Genomic DNA, 19,322 nt, shown 5'->3' on the forward strand with positions numbered 1-19,322 from the left:
ATTCTACGCGGTCGGTGCCTCATCGAGGCGGAGGAATCTGCCCGGCACGCCCGAGCTCTGCAGCTCGAGTGCGGCCAGGGAACGGATGGTCGCCGGGTCGCCGCGTCGCCAGGCCGCGACCGGATCGGCGGCCAGCGCCACCAGCTCCCGCGGCGGCTGGCCGACGAGCGCCCGAAGCGCCAGCAGCTCGGTTCCGGCCGGCGACGCCGAGAGCCCGCGCACGAGCGACGCCCGCCGCACGAAGGCGAGGCGCGGGCGCAGCCAGACGAGCAGAACCAGCGCGATCGGCAGGGCAGCGACCACGAGCCCGGTGCCGAGCGCGACGTTCCCGACGAACTCCTGCTGCTGGCGCCCCGCCTCGGCCAGGGTCTGCCCGGCCGAACTCGCCGACGCGAAGGGTGAGCTGGCGCCGGCGCCGATCAGAGGGATGCCGCCGAGGGTGCCCGCGGCATCCGCCATCGTGTTCTGAAAGCCGCTGCCGGCCGACTCGATCCCCCGGCCGAGGGCGGCGAGCGTACCGATCAGGGCTCCCACCGCGATGCCCGCGGCCACGGAGGCGCCGATCAGAACGAGCGCCACGACATCGGCCGCGATCTGGCGATGGCGTTGTGCTCGACGTGCTGAATAGAGCTGCAGCCCGCCGCTCATCCCGCACCCGGCAGCAGCACCGAGAGGCGACCGTGTTCGACACGCGTCTCGAAGCGGGGCTGGGGGGATGTCGCGGGGCCGTGCACCACCTCGCCGCTCGTCAGCGAGAAGACGCTGCCGTGCCAGGGGCAGGTGACGCAGGGGTCCGACCCGGGCGCCTCGCCGAGCGGGCCCGTGCCGAGCGAGCCGGGCGCCGGGGAGCCGGGGTCGAGTTCACCCTCGTGCAGCGGCGCGGAGAGATGGCTGCAGACGTCGGAGAGCACGTTCACCTCGTCGCCCCGCCGAAAGAACAGCAGGGGCTGCTCGGCCACGATCCGGCGCTCGAGCGCACCGTCTGCCAGGTCGTCGAGGTCGCCGACCTCCTGCCAGCCGGGCGGGAAGACGTGCGGCACGTCTTCGGCGTGATTGGCCCCCGCAGCCTGCCGGTAGGCCAGGTGGCCGCCGAGGAATCCAGCGCCGGAGACCGCAGCCAGGCCGAGGTACGCGAGCACCTTGCCGCTGGCCTGCCGACCTCGGACGCGCTGCACGAACGACGCCGAGTACAGCAGCACGGCCGCCGCGTTGCCCGCCGCGTGCACCAGCCCGACCCGCATCTGCTGCTCGTGGAGCTCCGACCAGTCCGTCCAGCCCGAGACGGCCGCCGGCGCGGCCGACAGCACCCCCACACCGATGAGGGCCTGCGCCGCCTTCCCCGAACCATGCATCGGCAGGGCGTCGAGGATGCCCGCGGAGAGCCAGGCACCGATCGGAACCTGCACCTCCACCGGATGCAGCGGATGCCCGAACGGCACCCCGTGCAGCAGGTCGCGGAGCCCCTGCGGCTGCACGACCTTCTTCACCACCGCCTGGGCGCGGGTGACGACGGAATCCAGCACCTCGGCATTCTCGAGGCGAGTGATGATCTTGACGAACGACAGCTCTCTCATGTGGTCACGGTACGAGAGAACCTGCGTCTTCGCCAAGGGCTTGCACGGAGGGTGGCCGGGCTGTCAAGAGACCCCGCAGGGCGCCCGCCGCGCGCTCGATCGCAGTAGGGTTTCTGGCATGACCGATCAGAACGAGTACCCCAAAGACGTGACCGTTGAGTACCCCGACTACGCCGGCTATCCCGACGGCGAGGGAATCGTGGGCAACGGCCCGACCACCGACGCGCCGCCCTCGGGTGTCGACCCGAGCGTCGCCGACGAGCCCGAGACCGAAGAGACGCTCGAGGGCGACGTGCCGACCGACGAAGACGACACCGAGGTCAACGACGGCTGAGGTCACGACGGCTGAGCCGACGATTCGCCGCCAGCTCTCGATCTACGCCGCGAGCGCTGCCTTGCGGGCACCGTCGATGAACGCGCCCGCCGCGTCGTTCGCTGCTGTGACGGCCGAATGGATGCCCTGACCTTCGCCGAGGGCGAGCGCCAGGGCCGCACTGAAGACGTCGCCGGCACCGATCACGCTCCCCACCCCTGACCGTTCGATCGGCCGGGCGGCCACCCGCTCTGCAACACCGCCCCGCAGGTACGTCGCACCATGCCGGTTCTCGGTCACGACGATGGTCGTCTGCGGAAAATCGGTCGACCAGCGGGTTGCAGTGGCCACGGCATCCACCGTGTCCTCATCCGAGAGCACCACGACGTCGAACCGCGGCAGAACCTCGGCCGCCTCGGCGAACGTGCGCTGGGTCACGGCGCCCTCGGGCGACACGGCCCGCAGGTAGCCCTGCACGAGCAGCATCGTCAGGGCACCGCCGCTCGCCGCGGCCAGCACCGTGTCGAGCGCCTCGGCGGTGAACGAAGGCAGCAGTGGGGCGACGATCACGATGTCGGCCCGGCCGATCGAGCGTCTGAGCTCGGGCGTCACGGGCACAGGATCGGCGCTGCCCGCGTGAAAGCACTCCTGGCGCCTGACGTCGCCCTCGATGTGGTTGCGATAGAGCAGCGTCTCGCCCGCCGTCGCGGGGTTGGCGAGCGGAAGGGTGTCGTCAACCGCCCTGAAGTCGGGGCCGTAGGGGGCGATGACCGAGACCCGCACGCCGTCGACCCGGCGCAGCTGGCGGTTCATGAAGAACGCCGGCGACCCCGCTTCGCGCCGGAGCGGCCGGGGGCCGGCCCCGTCGGCGTCGGCTCCGGTGTTCTCGTCGATGCAGACGTGGCCGACGATGACGACCGATCGTTCGGTCACAGGGTCGGCAGAGGCGGTCACTCGCCCCAGTTTACGGCGCCGAACGGCTCACTCGGCCGGCAGCCACGGGTCGGCCATCACGTCTTCGTGGTTGTGCACCATGAGCCAGTGCGGAGGGGTGCCGGCGGTGCCCTCGGTGGCGCCTGAGCCGCCGGTGCCGCCTGTGCCCTCGGTGGCGCCTGAGCCGCCTGTGCTGCCCGTGCCGCCGGCTCGGCGCCACACGCTGGTGTTCCGCACCGCCTGCTCGGGCGACCCGTCGCCGAGATCCACCGCGAGGTAGTGCAGCAGCACGGCGGTGTCACCCCAGATGCGGATCTCGGGGGCCATCGCCCGCAGCCGGGCAACGGGGTCGCTCGCGCTGCGGGGAGGGCGGGCATCCCGGATCGCGTCGAGCTCACCCTTGCCGTGGATCACCGGCATCGCATCACTGTCGAACATCGTCGCGTCGGGCGAGATGTTGGCGTCGATGGCCGCCCGGTCAGCATCGACGAACCCCGCGTAGACGGCGTTGACCGCCGCCCAGATCGCGTGCTCGTCGGTGCCGGGGATTTCGTGGGCCGGGGTCTCAGTCATCTCCCCAGCCTAGGCAGCGCGGATGACGCGGCGCAGCACGGCGCGTTCGCCGAGCGTCCACAGCGCACTCGTGACGAGGTAGAGCGCGGCAGCCAGCGGCGCGATCGCGGCGAACACGACCGTGACGAACGGGAGCACCCGGGCGAGCACGGCCACCCCGGGCACCGCCTGCTGTTCGCTCTGCACCGCCGATCCAACCCACCGCAGATTCGCCCGCCGGGTCAGCTCGACGACGACCGCCAGCATCCCGAGCAGCAGCACGAACACGAGCACCTGCGGCAGCAGCGGCGCCATCGCGGAACCCAGCAGCGCGAACAGGTTCGACCCGAGCGGGATGCCCGCGAACGTCTGCACCAGCAGTGCATTCGCGTGCCCCGCCAGCGGCGAATGCACGAACAGCGCGTACACCGCCGACAGCACCGGAACCTGCGCAAGCGTCGGCAGCACCCCCGCCAGCGGCGAGACCTTCTCGCTCGTGTACAGCTGGGTCAGTGCCCGCTGCAGCGCCTCGGGCTTCTTCGCGTACCGCGCGCGCAGCGCGGCGACCGCAGGGGCCAGCCGCCGCCGAGCAACCTCCGCGCGCACCTGCGACACAGAGACGGGCACGAGCACGACGCGCACAAGCACCGTGAGCAGCACGATCGCCAGGGCCGGGGCGGCGGCTCCGGCGAATGGATGCACGGCCTCCCCGATCCCGATGACCAGCGCGTAGAGGCCGTCGAGCGCCGCGGCGATCGGCCCGATCGTAGAGATGTCCATGATGTGTGTTGCCTTCCGTTGGTAGTGATTGTTGATGCGGTGTAGTAGTGGTTGATGTGGTGCGGTGGTGGTTGATGCGGTGTGGTGATGCCAGGGTGTGATGAATGTCGCGGTGCGCCGGTCGTCGCGGGGTGCTGCCTGTCGCGGTGTGCTGGTCGTCGCGGGGTGCCGTCCGTCGCGGCGTGGCGGCGGCAGGGGGTGTTGGATATCGCGGGCACTGGATGTCGCGGTGTTCTGGCTGGCGCGCGAGCAGCCACCCGCGCCGACGCGGCCGACGCCGGTGACCGGCTCGCACCCCGCCGGAACTTCCCACCCGGACTCCGCTCAGCCAATCCGACCCAAATAGCGCCTCGGTTTGGCTGAGAGGTGTCCTGGCGGACTGTTCGGCGACGCGGTGACACGCCGAGGCGGCCAGGCGACGAGGCGGCCACCTTGTGATGTCCCCCGCGTGCCGTCCGCCTCGAGGACTGGCGACACCAGCCCACCGCAGCACCAGCACCGCGGACGAGACCATTCGCCAGCGTCGGCGGCACCGTCGGTAGACCTCGTTCCGCCCGTCGCTGGCGGAGTCGGTGGCGGAGGAACCGACGCGCGGGAAGCCGCACGCGTCAGCGAGGCCACCACGCGAAGCGCCAGACGACGCTCGCCACCGCAGCGATCAGCCGTCCGCAGAGGAAGACCTCACACCGGCGGCTGCGGTAGGCGTGAGCCCACGCTCAGAACGGTGCCTCGGCTCCCCGCGTCAGTCGAGGCAGGGATGGATGCAGCGCCTGTGGGCGCGACCGCGGTGGGGTACCGCGTCTGAGGGTGGGACCGCTCCGCGGAGCGACGCCTCAGGCGGCGGCGGGGCGGCCGGGGGCGCGGGCGCGCGCGTGGCCGGGGGCGGCGGGGTTGCTCTGCCGGGTGAGGGTGGGGAGGTCGGCGTTCTGGGGCGGAACGGGGTGCCGCCGAACATTTGGAGCCAACGCCGCGTGCGCTGCGACCAGCACCACCGCGATGGCCAGCACGGTCGCCGCGCCGACGAGTCCCGCCAGCAGGAGCCAGCCCGGAGTGCCGCCGGCACCACCCGCGCCGGAGCCTCCCGCGACGCTGGTCGCGAGCGCCCCGAAGAGCTGGGCGACGGCGATGACGAGGGAGGTCATGCGTCGACGCTATCAGTCCCGACGCTGGGGCGAGTGGCGCTGGGCTGCACGGCGCTCGAGTTCGCGGCGCCCCGGTTCGCGGCGCTCGAGTTCGCGGCGCACGGGTTCGCGGCGGCGAGGCGCGAGGCGCGCGGCGCTCGGGTTCGCGGTGTCGAGGCGCGCGGCGCCGGCGCGGGCGGCCCGCCTGTGGAGGAGATGACCGAACGCGCCGAGCGACAGGCCGTAGACGAGGTGCGCGGCGAGCTCGGAGGCGACGCGAGCGGGGTGGTCGCGGTGCGCGGGCGGGAGCACGTTCATCGCCGGAACCCAGCCCTCGTACCCGGCCGCCCAGACCGCGAGGCCGAACGCCGCGCCCGATGCCAGCCGCCGGCCGAGGCGCGGCTCGTGCAGCGCGTGCATCAGCAGCTCGAACGCGACACCGCCGGCCGCCCCGTACGCGAAGTGGGTGGTGGCGGCGGCGCGGTCGGAGGCCTTCGGCGGAACGAACGGCAGAAAGTGGTCGACGATGGAGCGGGGCGGCGGGCGGTCGACGGCTCCCGCGCGGTCGGCGCCCACGAAGACGACGCTCATGGCGGCCGTCGCCGCGAGGCCCGTGACGATGCCCCGCACTCCCGATCGAACCACCCTGCCGGCTGTGCTCTCGCTCATGCCGACCAGTGTTCCGAATCGACCACGACCCGGGCACCCCTTGACGGAACGCCCGTCGATCAGATCGGGGGCCGGCAGATCAGAACGGCAGGCCGGCAGATCAGGACGGCAGGTCGGCCAGCCCTCCCCCCTCGACCAGACCGATGAACGCGCTCAGCTGCGTGAGCCCCGCAACCGAGCCGGGCAGATACTCCGTGAGCGCCGGCGAATGCACGAGGTACGCCGCCCACTGCGCCCGCGAGATGGCGACGTTCAGCCGGTTCGCCAGCAGCAGGAACTCGAGCCCCCTCGGCACGTCGTCGGCCCCGGATGCCGCGAGCGTCACGATGGCGATCGCCGCCTCCTGGCCCTGGAACCTGTCCACCGTTCCCACGGGCACGTCGGGGTACCCGGACGCCGACAGCGCGGCGTGCACGAGCTCGACCTGCGCGTTGTACGGCGCGACCACGATGATGTCGCCCTGCGCGAGCGGGCGCGTCGAGCCGCCCGCGCTCCACGGCGAGCCGATCACCTCCGCGACGAGCGCGACGACGACAGCCGCCTCCTCGGGCGACGCCGTCGAGTTGCCGTGGTGCGCCACCGGAACCGGGTGGAGCCCCGGTTCGACCCCGCCGAGCGACCGGTCGGAGTCGTGCGAGTGCAGCCGCCCCTCGTACGACAGCGCCGATACCGGTGCGCAGAGCGCGGGGTGCATCCGCCAGCTGGTCTCGAGGAAGTAGCCGAACTCGGTGGGCAGCACCCCGTGCCCCTCGGCGAGCCAGCCGAGCGCCGACTCGTCGACGGGTTCTGGATGCGTGCCCTGGCTCACCTGCGGAAGCTGCTGCGGGTCACCCAGCAGCAACAGCCTCGTGCTCGCGACCGAGGCCGCGATCGTACTGGCGAGGGAGAACTGCCCGGCCTCGTCGACGACGAGCAGGTCGAGCGACCCCCGCGGAACCGTGTTGGCGTTCGCAAACGTCCACTGCGTTCCGCCGAACACGTAGCCGCCGGGTTGCTGCACGAAGCCGGGCACGGCGTTGGCGGCGAGCGAGGTGAACGACCCTGCGGCCGCCGCCGAATCCTTCGGCTTCTTGCCGACGAGCCGCGGGTCGACCCCGGCCGCGACGATCGCCTCGAGCATGTTCTCGACCGCGGCGTGCGACTGGGCGACGACGCCCACCTTCCAGCCGTGGTTCTGCACGAGATCGGCGATCACGTGTGACCCGGTGTACGTCTTGCCGGTGCCGGGCGGCCCCTGCACCGCGATGTACGAGCGGTCGAGGTCGAGCAGCGAATTGCGGATGCCCGTGATCGCATTCGCGCTGCGGTCGAGTTCGGGAAGGGTGCGAAGGCGCGGCGGTCGGCGGCGCAGAATGTCGAGCGCCGCATCCGGAACCAGGCGCGGGAGCCCGGCGAGCAGCACCCGGCCCCACTCGGAGATCGCCTCGGCGAGCTTGGTGGCGTTGGGCGGGGAGGCCGGAGTCACCGCGATCGGCACCTGCGCGTAGGTGGCATCGGCCGCATGGGCGTCGCGGCTGAGTTTCTCGGTGAGCAGGTACGTTCCGTCGCCGCAGTCGGCGAAGGTGACGCGACTGTGCGCCGCCCGGGCGCCCGGTTCGGTGGGGCCGCCGAGCGGAGGGAACGGGGAATCGAACAGTACGAACGGCGAACTGTCTGCCGAGAAACGGCTGCCGGGGGCGGCCGTGCCCGTGACGATGAGCTCGCGCGAGAGGGTCTGCGCGCGCGGGCCGGCGAGCGACCAGTCGCGCTTCACCTCCGCCGTGTCGATCACGAAGACGCCCCGGGTGTCGGCCCACTCGTCGACAGGGTTGCGGAGGCGGGCGAAGTGCTCCCACCAGAACGACTTGGCCTCCCGCCGGTGGTAGTCGATGGCCGCGGAGGCGAGCGCCACCGCCGTCTCGTCGGGGCCGCGCTCGAGGTCGGGCGAAGCCGCCGAGTGCACCGAGGCCGCCGCCGCGTGCGCCTGCGCGAGGTACGCCACCAGCTCGGTGTACACCGGATCGGGTTCGCGGAGCGGCACCGCCGCGAGCAGCTCGACCGTGAGGTCGAGGTCCCGGGCGGGGGTGACACCGACCTCGGCCGCCCGCGCGAGCAGCCAGTCGCGAAGGCGCAGCGTCGAGACGCAGTCGTAGCGGTTGTACTGCTCGATGTCGGCGCGCACGGCCGCCGCCGCCTCGAGCTCGCCCACCGCGAGCAGCTCGGTGTAGCGCACGTACTCGCTGATCGAGTCGGCGGCGTTCGCGGTGCCGTCACGCCCGACCTCCATGTAGAGCGGCTCGAGCTTCTTCAGCGAGTAGCTGTGGCTGCCGACGCGGATGCCCTGCCGCACGATCGGGTAGAGGTCGACCAGCACCGTGTTGCGGAGGAGGTCGTCGATCTCCTCCTCCCCCACCCCGTGGCGCGCAGCGAGTGTCAACAGGTGGGTGCGCTCGTAGGCGGCGTAGTGGTAGATGTGCATGCCCGGGTGCGCGGCCCGCCGCTCGCGCACGAAGTCGAGGAACTCGACGAGTGCCCTCTTCTCCTCCACAAGGTCGTCGGCCCAGAAGGCCGTGAACCGGGCCTCGGTGTCGACCAGCCCGAATAAGTAGTCGAGTCCCCACTGCTTCTGCTCCTCATGCAGCGGGTCACCCTCGAAGTCGAAGAAGATGTCGCCGGGCGACGGCTCGGGCAACGCGGTCAACGCGACGGGGTTCGCGACCCGCCAGGGCGGCGGCGCACCCTCGGGCAGCGAGGCACGCGAGACCTGCAGCAGCGCCTGCTCGCGGAGCGCGGCGAGCGTCGCCTCCGACATCCCCTCCACAGGCTCGGTGCGCGCCGAGAGCTCCTCGATGGTCGTCACTTCCGCAGCAAGGAGCCGCGCCCGCTGGGTGAGCCGCATGCCGGCGACCTGCAGCACATCGTGGGTGCGCTCCACCTGTTCGGCGCACGCGTCGCAGCGACCGCAGGCCGTGTACCGCGGGTCGCCCCACGGGGTTGCTGCCGCATCGTGCACCCGATCATCCAGAATCTGCTGCAACCGCGCCCGCCGCTTGCGGTACACGGGCAAAATGTCGGCCAGCCGGTGCGTGCTGATCTCGCCCGTGCCGAGCCAGAGGTGCACGTGCTCGCCGATCTCGAAGCCGAGCTGCTGCAACTGCTCGCTGTAGGCCGCGAGCTGCAGCAGCGCCGTGATCTTCGCCTTGCGGGCGAGCTTCGTGTCGTAGACCTCGTACCGCCCGTCGTCGCCGAGCATCACGAAGTCGGAGTACCCGAGGAACCGCCCGTCGAAGAACGCCCCCTGGAAGACCACCTCGGCGCGGGCCTCGAGCGCCGCCACCGTCGCCCCTGTCGCTTCGCGGATGCCCGCGAACGACCCGTCGCGGATGCCCGAGTCGAGCGGCCGTTCGATCTCGGCCACCACCCGCGTCTGCTTCAGCCCCTCGAGCACGCGGCCCTCGTGCAGATCGCCCAGCCGACCGGCCCGCAGCAGCATGTCGTCTTCGACGAACGGCGGCTTCTCGATGCGCCCGAGCATCCAGTCGAGCTTGCGCATCAGCGCCCACTCGCACGTCGAAGCGGCGCTGAGATCGGTCGCCGAGTAGATGACCGTGTCGCCTGCGAGCTGCACCGGTGCTCCTTCTGTTCTGCCCGGCGGAGTCCGCCTGTTCCGACGGGGTGTCGGGGGTGCGGCAAGGGTAGCGCGACCCCCCGACACCGGCGGCAGGCCGGCTACGGCACGAGAATCTACGGCACCAAGATCTACGGCACGAAGATGCATAACGGATGCCCGGCCGGGTCCGCGTAGATCACGATCGCCTCGTCGGGGTCGTCGATACCGTTCTCCAGCACCGTCGCCCCGAGGGAGAGCGCCCGCTCGTGCTGCTGCCGCAGGGCATCCACCGACGGCACCCAGAAATCGAGGTGCATCATCTGCGGGCGGGGGCCTTCCGGCCACGTCGGCCGAGGCATCGACGCCACCTTCTGGAAGGCCAGCACCCGCTCCCCGTCGTCGCCCACGAGCACCAGCCAGTCGGCGTCATCGCCCGCCGCACCGGTATCCGCCGCGCCAGCATCCGCACCGCCCGCATCCGCACCCCCCGCGTCCGCACCGCCAGCATCCACACCGCCCGCATCCGCCACCCATACCGGCTCATCGCCCGGCAGGTACCGCAGCCCGAGCAGCCGCCGGTAGAACTCCGCCAGCCCGCGCGCATTCTCCGTGTCGAGCACCACCTGCCGAAGGCGGGGTGTGGATGCCCGTTCCGTCGTCTCATCCATGCCCCCAGTCTGGCGCGGACCCCCGCCGCCGTCGAGTGCCAGCCGACCTTCGGTCCCGGTGCCTCACCTCCCCACGGGAGTCAAGGGCTGCGTGCACCCAGCCCGAGGCGCGAGGATGGACGCATGACAACAGTGAGCGACTTCGTTATCCAGCGCGTCAAAGAGTGGGGCGTCACCCGCGTCTTCGGGTTTCCAGGCGACGGCATCGGCGAGTTCGACGGCGCCCTGGGCAAGGCCGAGCGTCACGGCGACGGGCTGCAGTACATCCGCCCCACCCACGAGGAGATCTGCTCACTGATGGCGACGGCCCACGCCAAGTTCACGGGCGAGGTGGGGGTCTGCGTCGCGACGTCGAGCCCCGGTGCGTTCCACATGATCAACGGGCTCTACGACGCCGCGATGGACAACCAGCCGGTCGTCGCGATCGTCGGCCAGCAGGGCCTCGCGTCTCTCGGCACGTTCGTCATGCAGGAGTCGAACCTCGAGAGGGTGTTCGCGGATGTCGCGTGCTACGTGCAGACGATCGTCTCCCCCGAGCAGGCCCAGGCCGTCGTCGACACCGCGTTCCGCACGGCGAAACTCCGCCTGCAGCCGGCCGTGATCATCCTGCCGCACGATGTGCAGGGCATGGACTGGTCGGCCCCCGAACCTGAGAACTGGGTCGCCCGGTCGAGTTCGGCCGAACCGTCGACCGCGATCGTGCCGCCGGTCACCGAGCTGCAGAAGGCCGCAGACATCATCAACGCCGGGAAGAAGGTCACCTTTCTCGTCGGCGCAGGTGCGACGGGGGCGACAGACGAGGTCATCGAGGCCGCCGAACTCGCCGGAGCCGGCATCATCACGGCGCTCCGCGGCAAGCACGTGGTGCCTTCCGAGATCCCGTACCACACGCAGCAACTGGGCCTCCTGGGCTCGCTGCCGAGCCTCCACCAGGCCGAGAACTGCGACACGATCGTCTTTCTCGGCACCAACTACCCCTACGGTCAGTTCCTGCCGAAGACCGGCCAGGCCCGCGGCATCCAGATCGACCTGAAGCCTGAGCAGCTCGGCGTGCGGTACCCGAACGAACTGAATCTCTGGGGCGACGTGAAGGCGACGCTCGAGGCGCTCATTCCGCTGCTCGAGCCGAAGACCGACCTCGGCTGGCAGGAGAAGATCGCCGACGAGATGGTGGGCTGGGAACGCGAGATGGAAGCGCAGGCGATGCTCAGCTACCCCGACGGCGGCAACCCCCGCCGCGTCATCCACGAGCTCAACAAACGCCTGCCCGAGGGCGCGATCGTCACCTGCGATGCCGGCACGACGGCAGACTGGTACGGCCACCACATCCGGCTGCGGCGCGGGATGCGCGGGGATCTGTCGGGCCGGCTCGCCACGATGCTCGCGGCCATGCCCTATGCGGTCGCGGCGAAGTTCGCGTACTCCGACCGCGCTGTCGTCTGCACGATCGGCGACGGCGCCTTTCAGATGCTCGGGATGAACGAACTCATCACTATCAAGAAGTACCTCTCGCAGTGGGAGTCCAAGACGTTTGTGGTCGTGGTCATGCACAACGACGACCTCACCCAGGTCTCGTGGGAGATGCGCACCGAAGACGGCAACCCGCTCTGGAACGCCGCGCAAGACGTCGAGTCGGTCGACTACGCCGGTTGGGCCAACCTGCTCGGCTTCCGCGGCGTCACCCTCACCAGGGACGAGGATGCCGGACCGGCCTTCGACGCGGCGTTCGCCTTCGACGGGGTGACGGTGATCGACGCCCACGTGTCGAAGAACGTGCCGCCCCTCCCGCCGCACATCACCCTCGAATACGCGGCGAACACGGCGAAGGCGCTGCTGACCGGCGACCCGTCGGAGCTCGCGGTCATCGTGAACTCGGCGGAGGCCCTCGCCACGGAGCAGGTCGAGCGCGTGAAGGGGGCACTGCACCTCGGCGGGCGCGGGAAGCGCGGGACGCGCGGCTCGCGCGGCTCGCACGGCTCGCACCGCCGCGATGGGGAGGCCGGGCGCGAGGACGACTGAGGCGGGCGGGGGGGCGCTCTCAGCCCCGCCCGCCGCTCTCAGCCCCGCCCGCCGCTCGCAGCCCCGCCCGCTGCTCTCAGCCCCGCCCGCTGCCGATCAGCGCATCCGGAACCTCGCGCAGGAAGATCTCGACCGTCTTCGGCCCGATGCCCTTCAGCGCGAGCAGCTCGTCTGTCAGCTCCTTCTTCGACGACGCGTTCTTGACCAGCTCGCTCACCGAACCGTGCTCGCGTTTGACCGTCGCCATCACGTCGTGCAGCTCATCCGTCATCACGTAGTCGATGCGCGCGTAGTGACCCTCGTCGAGCAGGGCTCGCAGCCCCTCGCGGTCGAACTCCTCGAAGCGGCCCGGGCTCGTCAGCCCGTGCTTCATCAGCACCCTCCACGTGTCGGCCGCGACGCTCTGCTGCACGGGCCGCCCGAACAGCAGGCTCGCGAGGAACCATCCGTACAGCTGGTCGGCCCTGCCCGACGCGGGGTCGAGCCCCAGGTCGTCCGCATTCATGTTCGCCATGGCTTGCTCTCTCCACTTCTCCCCAGGGTTCAGTCCCCGGGGTCTTCTCCTCCACAGCCCAGCTCATCACAGGTTTCGACTCACAGGCGTTGATCGAACGGGCGCGCAGGCATAGTGTGCCAGCATGACCACTCCCGACGACCGACCAACCATCCACGACATAGAACTCCCGACCGAGGGTGAAGCCACCTTCTGGCAGGGCGGGGTGCAGCACACCCTGCGCGCCGACGGCACAGAAGACGCGGAGCCCACCTGGGCGCTGCACGCCGAAGAGGCCCTCGTCGCCCACATCGGCCGCCGCGAAGGCAAGTTCACGGGCACGAACGCCGAACCCTCCCGCCAGGTCGTCTCCGACGACGACTGGCGCCAGGTCGTTCTCGATGTGACGGGGGAGGACGCCTGATGGCCCGCGGCGACTCCGACGCACTCTCCGGCACGCACGAGCACTCCCACGAGCACGAGACGGAGTTCCACATCGAACCCCTCGTCAAGCTCATAAACGAGAAGCTCGCCGCGCACGGCGGTGGACCGTTCATCCAGGGCCCGTTCAGCGAAGCAGACACCGAGCGGGATGCCGACGAAGCCGTCGTCACCGGCCGTCTCGGCGGGCGCGGCGTGGTGCTGCGGTTCCACATCGACAGCGGCAAGCCCGGCCACGCCTACCACGTGAGCCTCACCGACGACGCCACGGGTGACGAGCTCGGCAGCGGCAAACCGCAGTCGACGTTCTCCGACTCGATCTCGGCGTACCACTGGGAGACGGCCCTGAAGCAGCTGGGCGAACTGGGCTAGGAGCGGCGCCGGGCCGGCGGGCGGGCGCCGAGCGGGCGGCTCAGGGCGGGCGGCTCAGGGCGGGCGGCGCCAAGCGGGCTGCGCTGGACGGGCCTCGCTGGGCCGCCCCGCGCGGACCGCCCCGCCACCGCCCGGTAGCCTTGTCGCAATGACTATCACCGCATCCGCCGACGGCTCAGCGCTCGGCAACCCGGGGCCCGCCGGCTGGGCCTGGTACATCGACGACAACACCTGGGGTGCCGGCGGCTGGCCGCACGGCACCAACAACATGGGCGAACTGAAGGCCGTGCTGGAGCTCTTCCGCGCCACAGCCCACGTCGACGAAGACCTGCACATCCTCTGCGACAGCCAGTACGTCATCAACACCGTGACGAAGTGGATGCCGGGCTGGAAGCGCAAGGGATGGCGCAAGGGCGACGGCAAACCGGTCATGAACCTGGATCTCATCAAAGAGATCGACGCCGCCATCGTCGGTCGCCGCTACCGCTTCGAGTGGGTGAAGGGCCACGTCGGCCACACCCTGAACGAAGCCGCAGACGCCCGCGCCCGTGGCGCAGCGGAAGCCTACGCCCGCGGCCGCGAGCCCGACACAGGTCCCGGCTTCCCGGGCGCAGCTGCGCCATCCTCCCCCACCATGGCGACAAGCGGAACCGCAGCTGACTCGGCCCTCGCTCCCGAAGAGGCCACCGCTCCCGAAACGGCCACCGCCGCCGAATTGGCCCCCGCCGCCGAATCGGGCATTGCCACCGAATCGGGCATCGCCGCCGAATCCTCCGCCGCCGCGACGTCTCCTGGGGCCGATCGCGTCACCTCGCGCCCAGTCCCCCCGCGACGCTCCGAACCAGCATCGCCCGAGTCGACGAGCGCAACTCTCTTCTAGGCAACGCCGCTGTGAGCCCGGCTGCTCACAGCACCGCTCCGCACATCGACCACGCAGCACTCACTACTCACCACTCACCACTAACCCGGGACTTCTCCTCCCCAGGTGTCCCCCGCAGCGTCTTACTCACAGATGTCGCCGTTCGGCCCCGAATGTCGGCGGTGGGTGCCTAACTTGACGCATGTTCCGAGAAATGCTCACCGCGCATCGGGCTCCGATCCGCCCGCGTTTCGGTGCCGAACCACTTGCCCCTCCGTCCCCGACCCCCGGCGCCCACCTCACCGCGCTCCCCACGCGGCAGGAGCGTTTTGCCGCCGCCGTCACGTCCGTGGTCGAGAGCCACCGCGCGGTCGCCGCAGCCCAGGCCCGGCGCGCCGAGTGCGTCGAGGCGGCCCGGCTCGCGGGCATCGCACTGCACACGACAGACTCGTTCACCGGCGGCCCGCAGTGGTCGAGCGAGATGCTGATCGAACGTCAGATCATCACGGAGCTCGCCGTGGCCCTGCACCTGAACGAGGGCGACGCCCGCCGGCTGCTCGAAACGAGCGAGGGCCTCGCCGGAACGTTCCCCGACACCAAAGCCGCCCTTGAAGTCGGCCGCATCTCCTTCCGCCACGCGGAGAAGATCGTGCAGCACTCCCAGACGCTCCCTCCGGAGTGCCTCGCAGACTACGAGTCCACCCTGCTCCCCCTCGCCCGAACCGTCACCGTGCAGAAGCTCGACCGTCTCGCCCGAGCGGCCGTCGAAGAGGCACAGCCGAGAACGGCAATCCAGCGCCACGTCGATGCAGCAGCCAACCGACGTCTATTACCTCGACCCCGCCGCCGACGGAATGGCCTACCTCACCCACTACATCCCTGCCGTCGAGGCCGTCGCCATCTACAACCGGGCAACCGACCTCGCGAGGTCAGCGAAGAACGCCGGCGACGAGCGCACGCTGACCCAGCTCCGCGTCGACACCCTCTCCGACCTCCTCGTGAATGGCGAGACCAGCATTCCCACAGTCGCCCGAGGCATCCGTGCCCGAGTGACAGTCACCGTCCCCGTCCTCACACTTCTGGGGGTGACCGATCCCGTCACGACGGACTTCACGGCCGCTGATGCGTCGGTCGGCCAGAACGTGAGTTTGGGCCACCCCGGCTTACTCAGCGGCTCGGCCTGGCTCGACGGGTACGGGCCCATCGACCGCCACACCGCACTCAAACTGACCCGGAGTGCGCCGAGCTTCGGCCGGGTGCTCACCGACCGGGTCAACGGGCGCATCCTGAGCTACGGCCGCGAACGGTACAAGCCGCCGGCCGAACTGGACGACCTCATTCGGCAGACCCACCGCGAATGCACTTTCCCTCTCTGCGGAGACTCGTCGGCCACCGCAGACCTCGACCACACCGTCGCGTGGAACGACGGCGGCGAAACGTCCTTCTCGAATCTCAGCCCGCTCTGCTCGAGCCACCACAAAGTGAAGCACCACACCGACTGGCTGATCGAGCAGTCCCCCGGCGGCACCATCACCTGGACCTCCCCCGCCGGCTTCGCCTACCTCATCGAGCCGTCGCAGATCGCCCACCCGTCGCCCACCTTCTCCGACGCTTCCGCGCCGCCTCACGCATCCACCGCCACCAGAGAACCGGCGCGAGAACGGGCGCCGTTCTGATGGCCAGCATGAGGCGCACCCCCAGTGCCCGGCGCGCAGCCGGCTCCGCTGCCCGTTCTCTCCGCACTGCCGCCCGCATTCTGACGCACGGCTTCGATCTGCCCGCGCCTTCGTGGTGGGAGCGTTCGTGGTGGGAGCCTTCGTGGTGGGAGCCTTCGTGGTGGGAGCGTTCGTGATGAGAGCAGCGATCGCCTTCTTCGACCATGCCGTCGAGGCGTGGAGTTGCGTTGGGAGCCGGGCCGACCCCGGGTGCCGCTGTTCGACGAGGCGATCGCGGCGATTCGCGCGCAGGGCGGGAAGCGCTGGGTGGGAGACAGTCGGGCGGTAGGCACGTCGTGCGGGTCGTGCGGGTCAGGCAGGAAGGACGTCGGGCGGGTCGCGCGGGAAGCGCGTAGGGTCGGGGAGATGGGGTGGTTCCGCGGGCGCAGAAGCCGCAGGCAGGCGCGCGCAGGGGGAAGACTGCCCGAGTACTGCGCCACGATCATCCTGTACCAGGCGATCTCGAAGCTCGACACGCTGGCCGTCATCTCGCTGGCGGTGGACCGGCCGGTGGAGAACGCGAAGCTGGGGCGACCGATGATCCCGCTGGCGGAGGGAGCCTGGGTCGAGGTGGAGCTGCCCAAGCTGGGCGAGCCGCCGCCGCTCGCGATCGACGTCTACAGCACCGTGAGCGACGATCAGGCCCGGCTCGAAGCGCTGACGCTGGTGGCGACGCTGCGGCGGCAGACCGGGTGGGAGGTGCGACCCGACTTCGGGCCGAGCGACGACGACGACTGATGAGCGGGCCAGCGAGCGGGCCAGGCAGCGAACCGGCCAGCGAGCGGGCCAGCGAGCGGGCGAACGCGCAGGCGAACGGGCAGTCGACCCGCCGCTACCGCCGGCCGCGGCGCACGAGGGCGTTCCGCACCACGCGCATGACGCCGAGGAATCCGAAGAAGCCGACGACCGCGCCGAGCAGGTCGAAGAGGTGCAGGTTGTCCGCGAGCAGCGGCCCCGATCCCGCGACGACCAGCACGATCGCGACGACGATGGCAGCGACGGAGATGAACGCCCCGACGACCTCGCCGACGATCCCGTTCACGAATCCCCGGTCATCCCGGTCGGCGAGCCCCCGCACGCGCAGGTTGAGCGTGCCTCGCTCCAGCTGCGTCATCAGCGAGTCGACCCGCCTGGGCAGTGTGCGGAGGTAGGCCTGCGTGTTCGAGGCCTGCGCCTGCGTGGAGGCGGCGAGGCTCTTGATGCTGAGCATCCGGAGCAGCAGGGTGGGCACCCGGTCGAGGGCCGCACCCATCATGTCGAAGTCGGGCACCAGCACGTGCAGGCAGCCCTCGAGCGTCGCGAAGCTGCGGAACGCCGACGCGAGTGTCGACGGCAGCGCGATGTGGTGCTGGCGGATCACGTCGAGCATGAGGGTGAAGATCGACCCTCCGCTGCCGCCGTTGCGGTGTCGCACGGTGGTCAGCACGATGCCGATGTCGTGGCGGAACGAGTCGATGTCGGCCTCGGGTGGCACGTCGACGATGAGCAGCAGGGCATCCGTCGCCGCGATGTCGTCTTCGTTCGACGCCGCCAGCAGCAGGGTGGCGAGCCGCTCGCGCTGGCTGCGTTCGATGATGCCGATCGCGCCGAAGTCGATGAGGCCGAGGGAGCCGTCTTCGCGCAGGATGACGTTGCCGGGGTGCAGGTCGGCGTGAAAGACGCCGTAGACGAGAATCTGTTCGAGCACCGTGTCCATCAGCCCGGTCGCGAGGGCGTGGCGTTCGTCGTCGCTCAGCAGGGCGAGGCGATCGGATGCCCGGCTGAGGGGTGTGCCGTCGACCAGGTCCATGGTGATCATGCGCTTGCTGCTCGCCTCGGGGTAGACCGTCGGAACAGAGATGCGCACCGCGCCGCTGCCCGCGCTCCGGATGAGGCTCCGCCGATCCGTCTCGGCGATGCGCCGGAGCGTCGAGCGGATCATCTCGGTGTTGCTGTACTCGACGGTGTAGTCGAGCTCGTCGAGCAGCGTCGTGGTGAACCCGCGTGCGACCGACTCTGCGCGCAGGTCACGGCCCTGAATGGTCTGCTCCTCTGCGCGCCGGGCCAGGCGGAGGATGATGTCGACGTCGGCCTCGACCTGCGCCCGTGCGGTGGGCCGCTGCACCTTCACGACCACCTTCTGGCCGTTCAGCAGGGTCGCGGTGTGCACCTGCGCGACGCTCGCAGCCGCCAGCGGGGTGGGCTCGATCGAGGCGAAGACCTGGTCGATGGGGCGCCCGAGTTCGCTTTCGATGGCGCCCCGGATCTCGCCCCAGGGCAGCGTGGTCGCACCCGACTGCAGTGAGGCCAGCGCGCTGAGGTAGGGCTCGGGAATGAGGTCGCGCCGGGTGGAGAGCACCTGGCCGATCTTCACGAAGGTGACGCCCGAGGCGTTGATCGTCTCGACGATCGCGTTCGCCCGCTGCTGCGAGGTGGAGAGATCGGATGATCGGCGGGCCCGCCCCGAGAACACGAACCCTGCACCGTGACGTGACGCGATCTGGAGGATCTGCAGGTACCGCCGGGTGCGCCGCCGCTGGGCGAGGGCGCCGCGGATCACGTCGACGGGGTTCACCAGGGGCCGCGTGGGAAGCAGCACCTCCAGCCCGACGAGCACCGCGACGCCGATGGCGAAGGTCCAGGCGACGCTGACGACGATCACGAGGATGCCGATGAAGGCCGACGACTCGAAGAGGTGGCCGTCGGTCGAGACCGTTCCGGTCTGCCGACCCACCCAGAAGGCGAACGGGAGGCCGGAGATGAAGACCAGCACCCCGACGATGATGCTCCGCGGCCAGCCGACCGGCCCGCCGAGCACCCGGCGACTTACGAGCCCGACGAGGAAGGCCGAGATGATCCCGACGATGACGACGACGACTTCTGCGAGCATGCGACTCCCCTGGGTCTGGATGCACGGCCGGGGCCGGTGGGTGGCTGACGGTGGGCGGCTGACTGTTGGTGGTGGTGAACGTTTGCTGACGGTTGGTCGCGGATGATCGCCGCACGGTGATGCCGCTCATTGTATTGCGAGCGCGCGGTCGGCCGCCGCGCGCGGATGTCGGGGGCTCACCCTACGCTGGCGGAGACAGCAGAGGAGCAGACCGCGTGAATGCAACAGAGCCCGTTTTGCGGGTGAGCGATGAGGCGCTCGCCGACCTCGGCGACCGGCTGAGGCGTACCCGGTGGCCCCAGGAGTGGCCGGCGGAGCGGCCGGCCACTCCTGGGGCCACCGGGTACGCCTCAGC

The 19,322-nt window shown here is 70.6% G+C and carries 18 protein-coding genes and 1 pseudogene; 8 read left to right on the forward strand and 11 right to left on the reverse strand.

Annotation, left to right across the window (positions count from 1 at the left end; all coding sequences use genetic code 11):
* Nucleotides 1–3: 3 nt before the first annotated feature.
* The gene (locus C5B96_RS03445) at nt 4–648 is read right to left on the reverse strand and encodes a hypothetical protein (RefSeq protein ID WP_233188973.1); all 645 of its coding nucleotides are present in this window, start codon (nt 646–648) and stop codon (nt 4–6) included.
* Nucleotides 645–1,574 (reverse strand): Rieske 2Fe-2S domain-containing protein, encoded by a 930-nt coding sequence (locus tag C5B96_RS03450; RefSeq protein WP_104243027.1) that lies wholly within the window; start codon nt 1,572–1,574, stop codon nt 645–647. The genes C5B96_RS03445 and C5B96_RS03450 overlap by 4 nt, the downstream gene beginning before the upstream one ends.
* 118 nt (nt 1,575–1,692) lie before the next feature.
* On the opposite strand from C5B96_RS03450, the gene C5B96_RS03455 reads away from it, so the two are divergent.
* Nucleotides 1,693–1,908, forward strand: coding sequence for a hypothetical protein (locus C5B96_RS03455; protein ID WP_104242996.1), 216 nt, complete (start codon nt 1,693–1,695; stop codon nt 1,906–1,908).
* Between the two features lie 42 nt (nt 1,909–1,950).
* On the opposite strand, the gene C5B96_RS03460 is transcribed toward C5B96_RS03455, so the two are convergent.
* The 7 genes from C5B96_RS03460 to C5B96_RS17305 all read right to left on the reverse strand — a co-directional run bounded on the left by C5B96_RS03460 (nt 1,951) and on the right by C5B96_RS17305 (nt 10,199).
* A complete protein-coding gene (locus C5B96_RS03460) occupies nt 1,951–2,841 on the reverse strand; it encodes a PfkB family carbohydrate kinase (protein ID WP_104242998.1) in 891 nt (296 codons plus the stop codon).
* A 27-nt stretch (nt 2,842–2,868) separates the two neighbouring features.
* Nucleotides 2,869–3,393, reverse strand: a complete 525-nt coding sequence (locus tag C5B96_RS03465) for a nuclear transport factor 2 family protein (RefSeq protein WP_104243000.1) — start codon at nt 3,391–3,393, stop codon at nt 2,869–2,871.
* Between the two features lie 9 nt (nt 3,394–3,402).
* Nucleotides 3,403–4,152 carry a membrane protein insertase YidC gene (gene yidC, locus C5B96_RS03470; RefSeq protein ID WP_104243002.1) on the reverse strand — a complete coding sequence of 250 codons (750 nt, stop codon included), beginning with the start codon at nt 4,150–4,152 and terminating at the stop codon, nt 3,403–3,405.
* A gap of 833 nt (nt 4,153–4,985) precedes the next feature.
* The gene (locus C5B96_RS03475; protein WP_104243004.1) at nt 4,986–5,294 is read right to left on the reverse strand and encodes a hypothetical protein; all 309 of its coding nucleotides are present in this window, start codon (nt 5,292–5,294) and stop codon (nt 4,986–4,988) included.
* A 12-nt stretch (nt 5,295–5,306) separates the two neighbouring features.
* Nucleotides 5,307–5,942 carry a DUF6789 family protein gene (locus C5B96_RS03480; protein ID WP_104243006.1) on the reverse strand — a complete coding sequence of 212 codons (636 nt, stop codon included), beginning with the start codon at nt 5,940–5,942 and terminating at the stop codon, nt 5,307–5,309.
* Nucleotides 5,943–6,042: 100 nt separating this feature from the next.
* Nucleotides 6,043–9,549 carry a bifunctional RecB family nuclease/DEAD/DEAH box helicase gene (locus C5B96_RS03485; protein ID WP_233188974.1) on the reverse strand — a complete coding sequence of 1,169 codons (3,507 nt, stop codon included), beginning with the start codon at nt 9,547–9,549 and terminating at the stop codon, nt 6,043–6,045.
* A 131-nt stretch (nt 9,550–9,680) separates the two neighbouring features.
* Nucleotides 9,681–10,199, reverse strand: a complete 519-nt coding sequence (locus C5B96_RS17305) for a VOC family protein (RefSeq protein WP_158507111.1) — start codon at nt 10,197–10,199, stop codon at nt 9,681–9,683.
* 123 nt (nt 10,200–10,322) lie between these two features.
* On the opposite strand from C5B96_RS17305, the gene C5B96_RS03500 reads away from it, so the two are divergent.
* On the forward strand, nt 10,323–12,218 hold the full coding sequence (locus C5B96_RS03500; RefSeq protein WP_104243008.1) for a thiamine pyrophosphate-requiring protein: 1,896 nt from the start codon (nt 10,323–10,325) through the stop codon (nt 12,216–12,218).
* Between the two features lie 76 nt (nt 12,219–12,294).
* Here the strand turns inward: C5B96_RS03500 and C5B96_RS03505 are convergent, their stop codons facing one another.
* Nucleotides 12,295–12,732 carry a DNA methylase gene (locus C5B96_RS03505; protein WP_104243010.1) on the reverse strand — a complete coding sequence of 146 codons (438 nt, stop codon included), beginning with the start codon at nt 12,730–12,732 and terminating at the stop codon, nt 12,295–12,297.
* A 124-nt stretch (nt 12,733–12,856) separates the two neighbouring features.
* On the opposite strand from C5B96_RS03505, the gene C5B96_RS03510 reads away from it, so the two are divergent.
* From C5B96_RS03510 to C5B96_RS03535, 6 genes and pseudogenes are all read left to right on the forward strand, one after another.
* Nucleotides 12,857–13,135 carry a hypothetical protein gene (locus C5B96_RS03510; protein WP_104243012.1) on the forward strand — a complete coding sequence of 93 codons (279 nt, stop codon included), beginning with the start codon at nt 12,857–12,859 and terminating at the stop codon, nt 13,133–13,135.
* Nucleotides 13,135–13,524, forward strand: coding sequence for a hypothetical protein (locus C5B96_RS03515; protein ID WP_104243014.1), 390 nt, complete (start codon nt 13,135–13,137; stop codon nt 13,522–13,524). The genes C5B96_RS03510 and C5B96_RS03515 overlap by 1 nt, the downstream gene beginning before the upstream one ends.
* 148 nt (nt 13,525–13,672) lie before the next feature.
* Nucleotides 13,673–14,404 carry a ribonuclease H gene (locus C5B96_RS18050; RefSeq protein ID WP_104243016.1) on the forward strand — a complete coding sequence of 244 codons (732 nt, stop codon included), beginning with the start codon at nt 13,673–13,675 and terminating at the stop codon, nt 14,402–14,404.
* 193 nt (nt 14,405–14,597) lie between these two features.
* Nucleotides 14,598–15,152 (forward strand): annotated as a pseudogene (locus C5B96_RS18055) (DUF222 domain-containing protein); the annotation flags it as partial.
* A 37-nt stretch (nt 15,153–15,189) separates the two neighbouring features.
* Entirely contained in the window at nt 15,190–16,059 is an 870-nt protein-coding gene (locus C5B96_RS03530) for an HNH endonuclease signature motif containing protein (RefSeq protein WP_104243018.1), read from the forward strand.
* Between the two features lie 405 nt (nt 16,060–16,464).
* Nucleotides 16,465–16,836: a hypothetical protein gene (locus C5B96_RS03535; protein WP_104243020.1), complete on the forward strand. Its 372-nt coding sequence runs from the start codon at nt 16,465–16,467 to the stop codon at nt 16,834–16,836.
* 94 nt (nt 16,837–16,930) lie between these two features.
* Here the strand turns inward: C5B96_RS03535 and C5B96_RS03540 are convergent, their stop codons facing one another.
* The gene (locus tag C5B96_RS03540; RefSeq protein WP_104243022.1) at nt 16,931–18,967 is read right to left on the reverse strand and encodes an AarF/ABC1/UbiB kinase family protein; all 2,037 of its coding nucleotides are present in this window, start codon (nt 18,965–18,967) and stop codon (nt 16,931–16,933) included.
* Between the last annotated feature and the right edge of the window lie 355 nt (nt 18,968–19,322).

This window comes from Subtercola sp. Z020 (assembly GCF_002931235.1).
Classification (GTDB): domain Bacteria; phylum Actinomycetota; class Actinomycetes; order Actinomycetales; family Microbacteriaceae; genus Subtercola.

Excerpts from the sequence above, each read along its gene's own strand:
- C5B96_RS03455 (WP_104242996.1), top strand. The coding sequence starts at position 1,693 with ATGACCGATCAGAACGAGTACCCCAAAGACGTGACCGTTGAGTACCCC.
- yidC (WP_104243002.1), bottom strand. The coding sequence starts at position 4,152 with ATGGACATCTCTACGATCGGGCCGATCGCCGCGGCGCTCGACGGCCTC.
- C5B96_RS18050 (WP_104243016.1), top strand. The coding sequence starts at position 13,673 with ATGACTATCACCGCATCCGCCGACGGCTCAGCGCTCGGCAACCCGGGG.
- C5B96_RS03500 (WP_104243008.1), top strand. The coding sequence starts at position 10,323 with ATGACAACAGTGAGCGACTTCGTTATCCAGCGCGTCAAAGAGTGGGGC.
- C5B96_RS03510 (WP_104243012.1), top strand. The coding sequence starts at position 12,857 with ATGACCACTCCCGACGACCGACCAACCATCCACGACATAGAACTCCCG.
- C5B96_RS03540 (WP_104243022.1), bottom strand. The coding sequence starts at position 18,967 with ATGCTCGCAGAAGTCGTCGTCGTCATCGTCGGGATCATCTCGGCCTTC.
- C5B96_RS03535 (WP_104243020.1), top strand. The coding sequence starts at position 16,465 with ATGGGGTGGTTCCGCGGGCGCAGAAGCCGCAGGCAGGCGCGCGCAGGG.
- C5B96_RS03445 (WP_233188973.1), bottom strand. The coding sequence starts at position 648 with ATGAGCGGCGGGCTGCAGCTCTATTCAGCACGTCGAGCACAACGCCAT.
- C5B96_RS03515 (WP_104243014.1), top strand. The coding sequence starts at position 13,135 with ATGGCCCGCGGCGACTCCGACGCACTCTCCGGCACGCACGAGCACTCC.
- C5B96_RS03475 (WP_104243004.1), bottom strand. The coding sequence starts at position 5,294 with ATGACCTCCCTCGTCATCGCCGTCGCCCAGCTCTTCGGGGCGCTCGCG.
- C5B96_RS03530 (WP_104243018.1), top strand. The coding sequence starts at position 15,190 with ATGCAGCAGCCAACCGACGTCTATTACCTCGACCCCGCCGCCGACGGA.
- C5B96_RS17305 (WP_158507111.1), bottom strand. The coding sequence starts at position 10,199 with ATGGATGAGACGACGGAACGGGCATCCACACCCCGCCTTCGGCAGGTG.
- C5B96_RS03465 (WP_104243000.1), bottom strand. The coding sequence starts at position 3,393 with ATGACTGAGACCCCGGCCCACGAAATCCCCGGCACCGACGAGCACGCG.
- C5B96_RS03505 (WP_104243010.1), bottom strand. The coding sequence starts at position 12,732 with ATGGCGAACATGAATGCGGACGACCTGGGGCTCGACCCCGCGTCGGGC.
- C5B96_RS03480 (WP_104243006.1), bottom strand. The coding sequence starts at position 5,942 with ATGAGCGAGAGCACAGCCGGCAGGGTGGTTCGATCGGGAGTGCGGGGC.
- C5B96_RS03450 (WP_104243027.1), bottom strand. The coding sequence starts at position 1,574 with ATGAGAGAGCTGTCGTTCGTCAAGATCATCACTCGCCTCGAGAATGCC.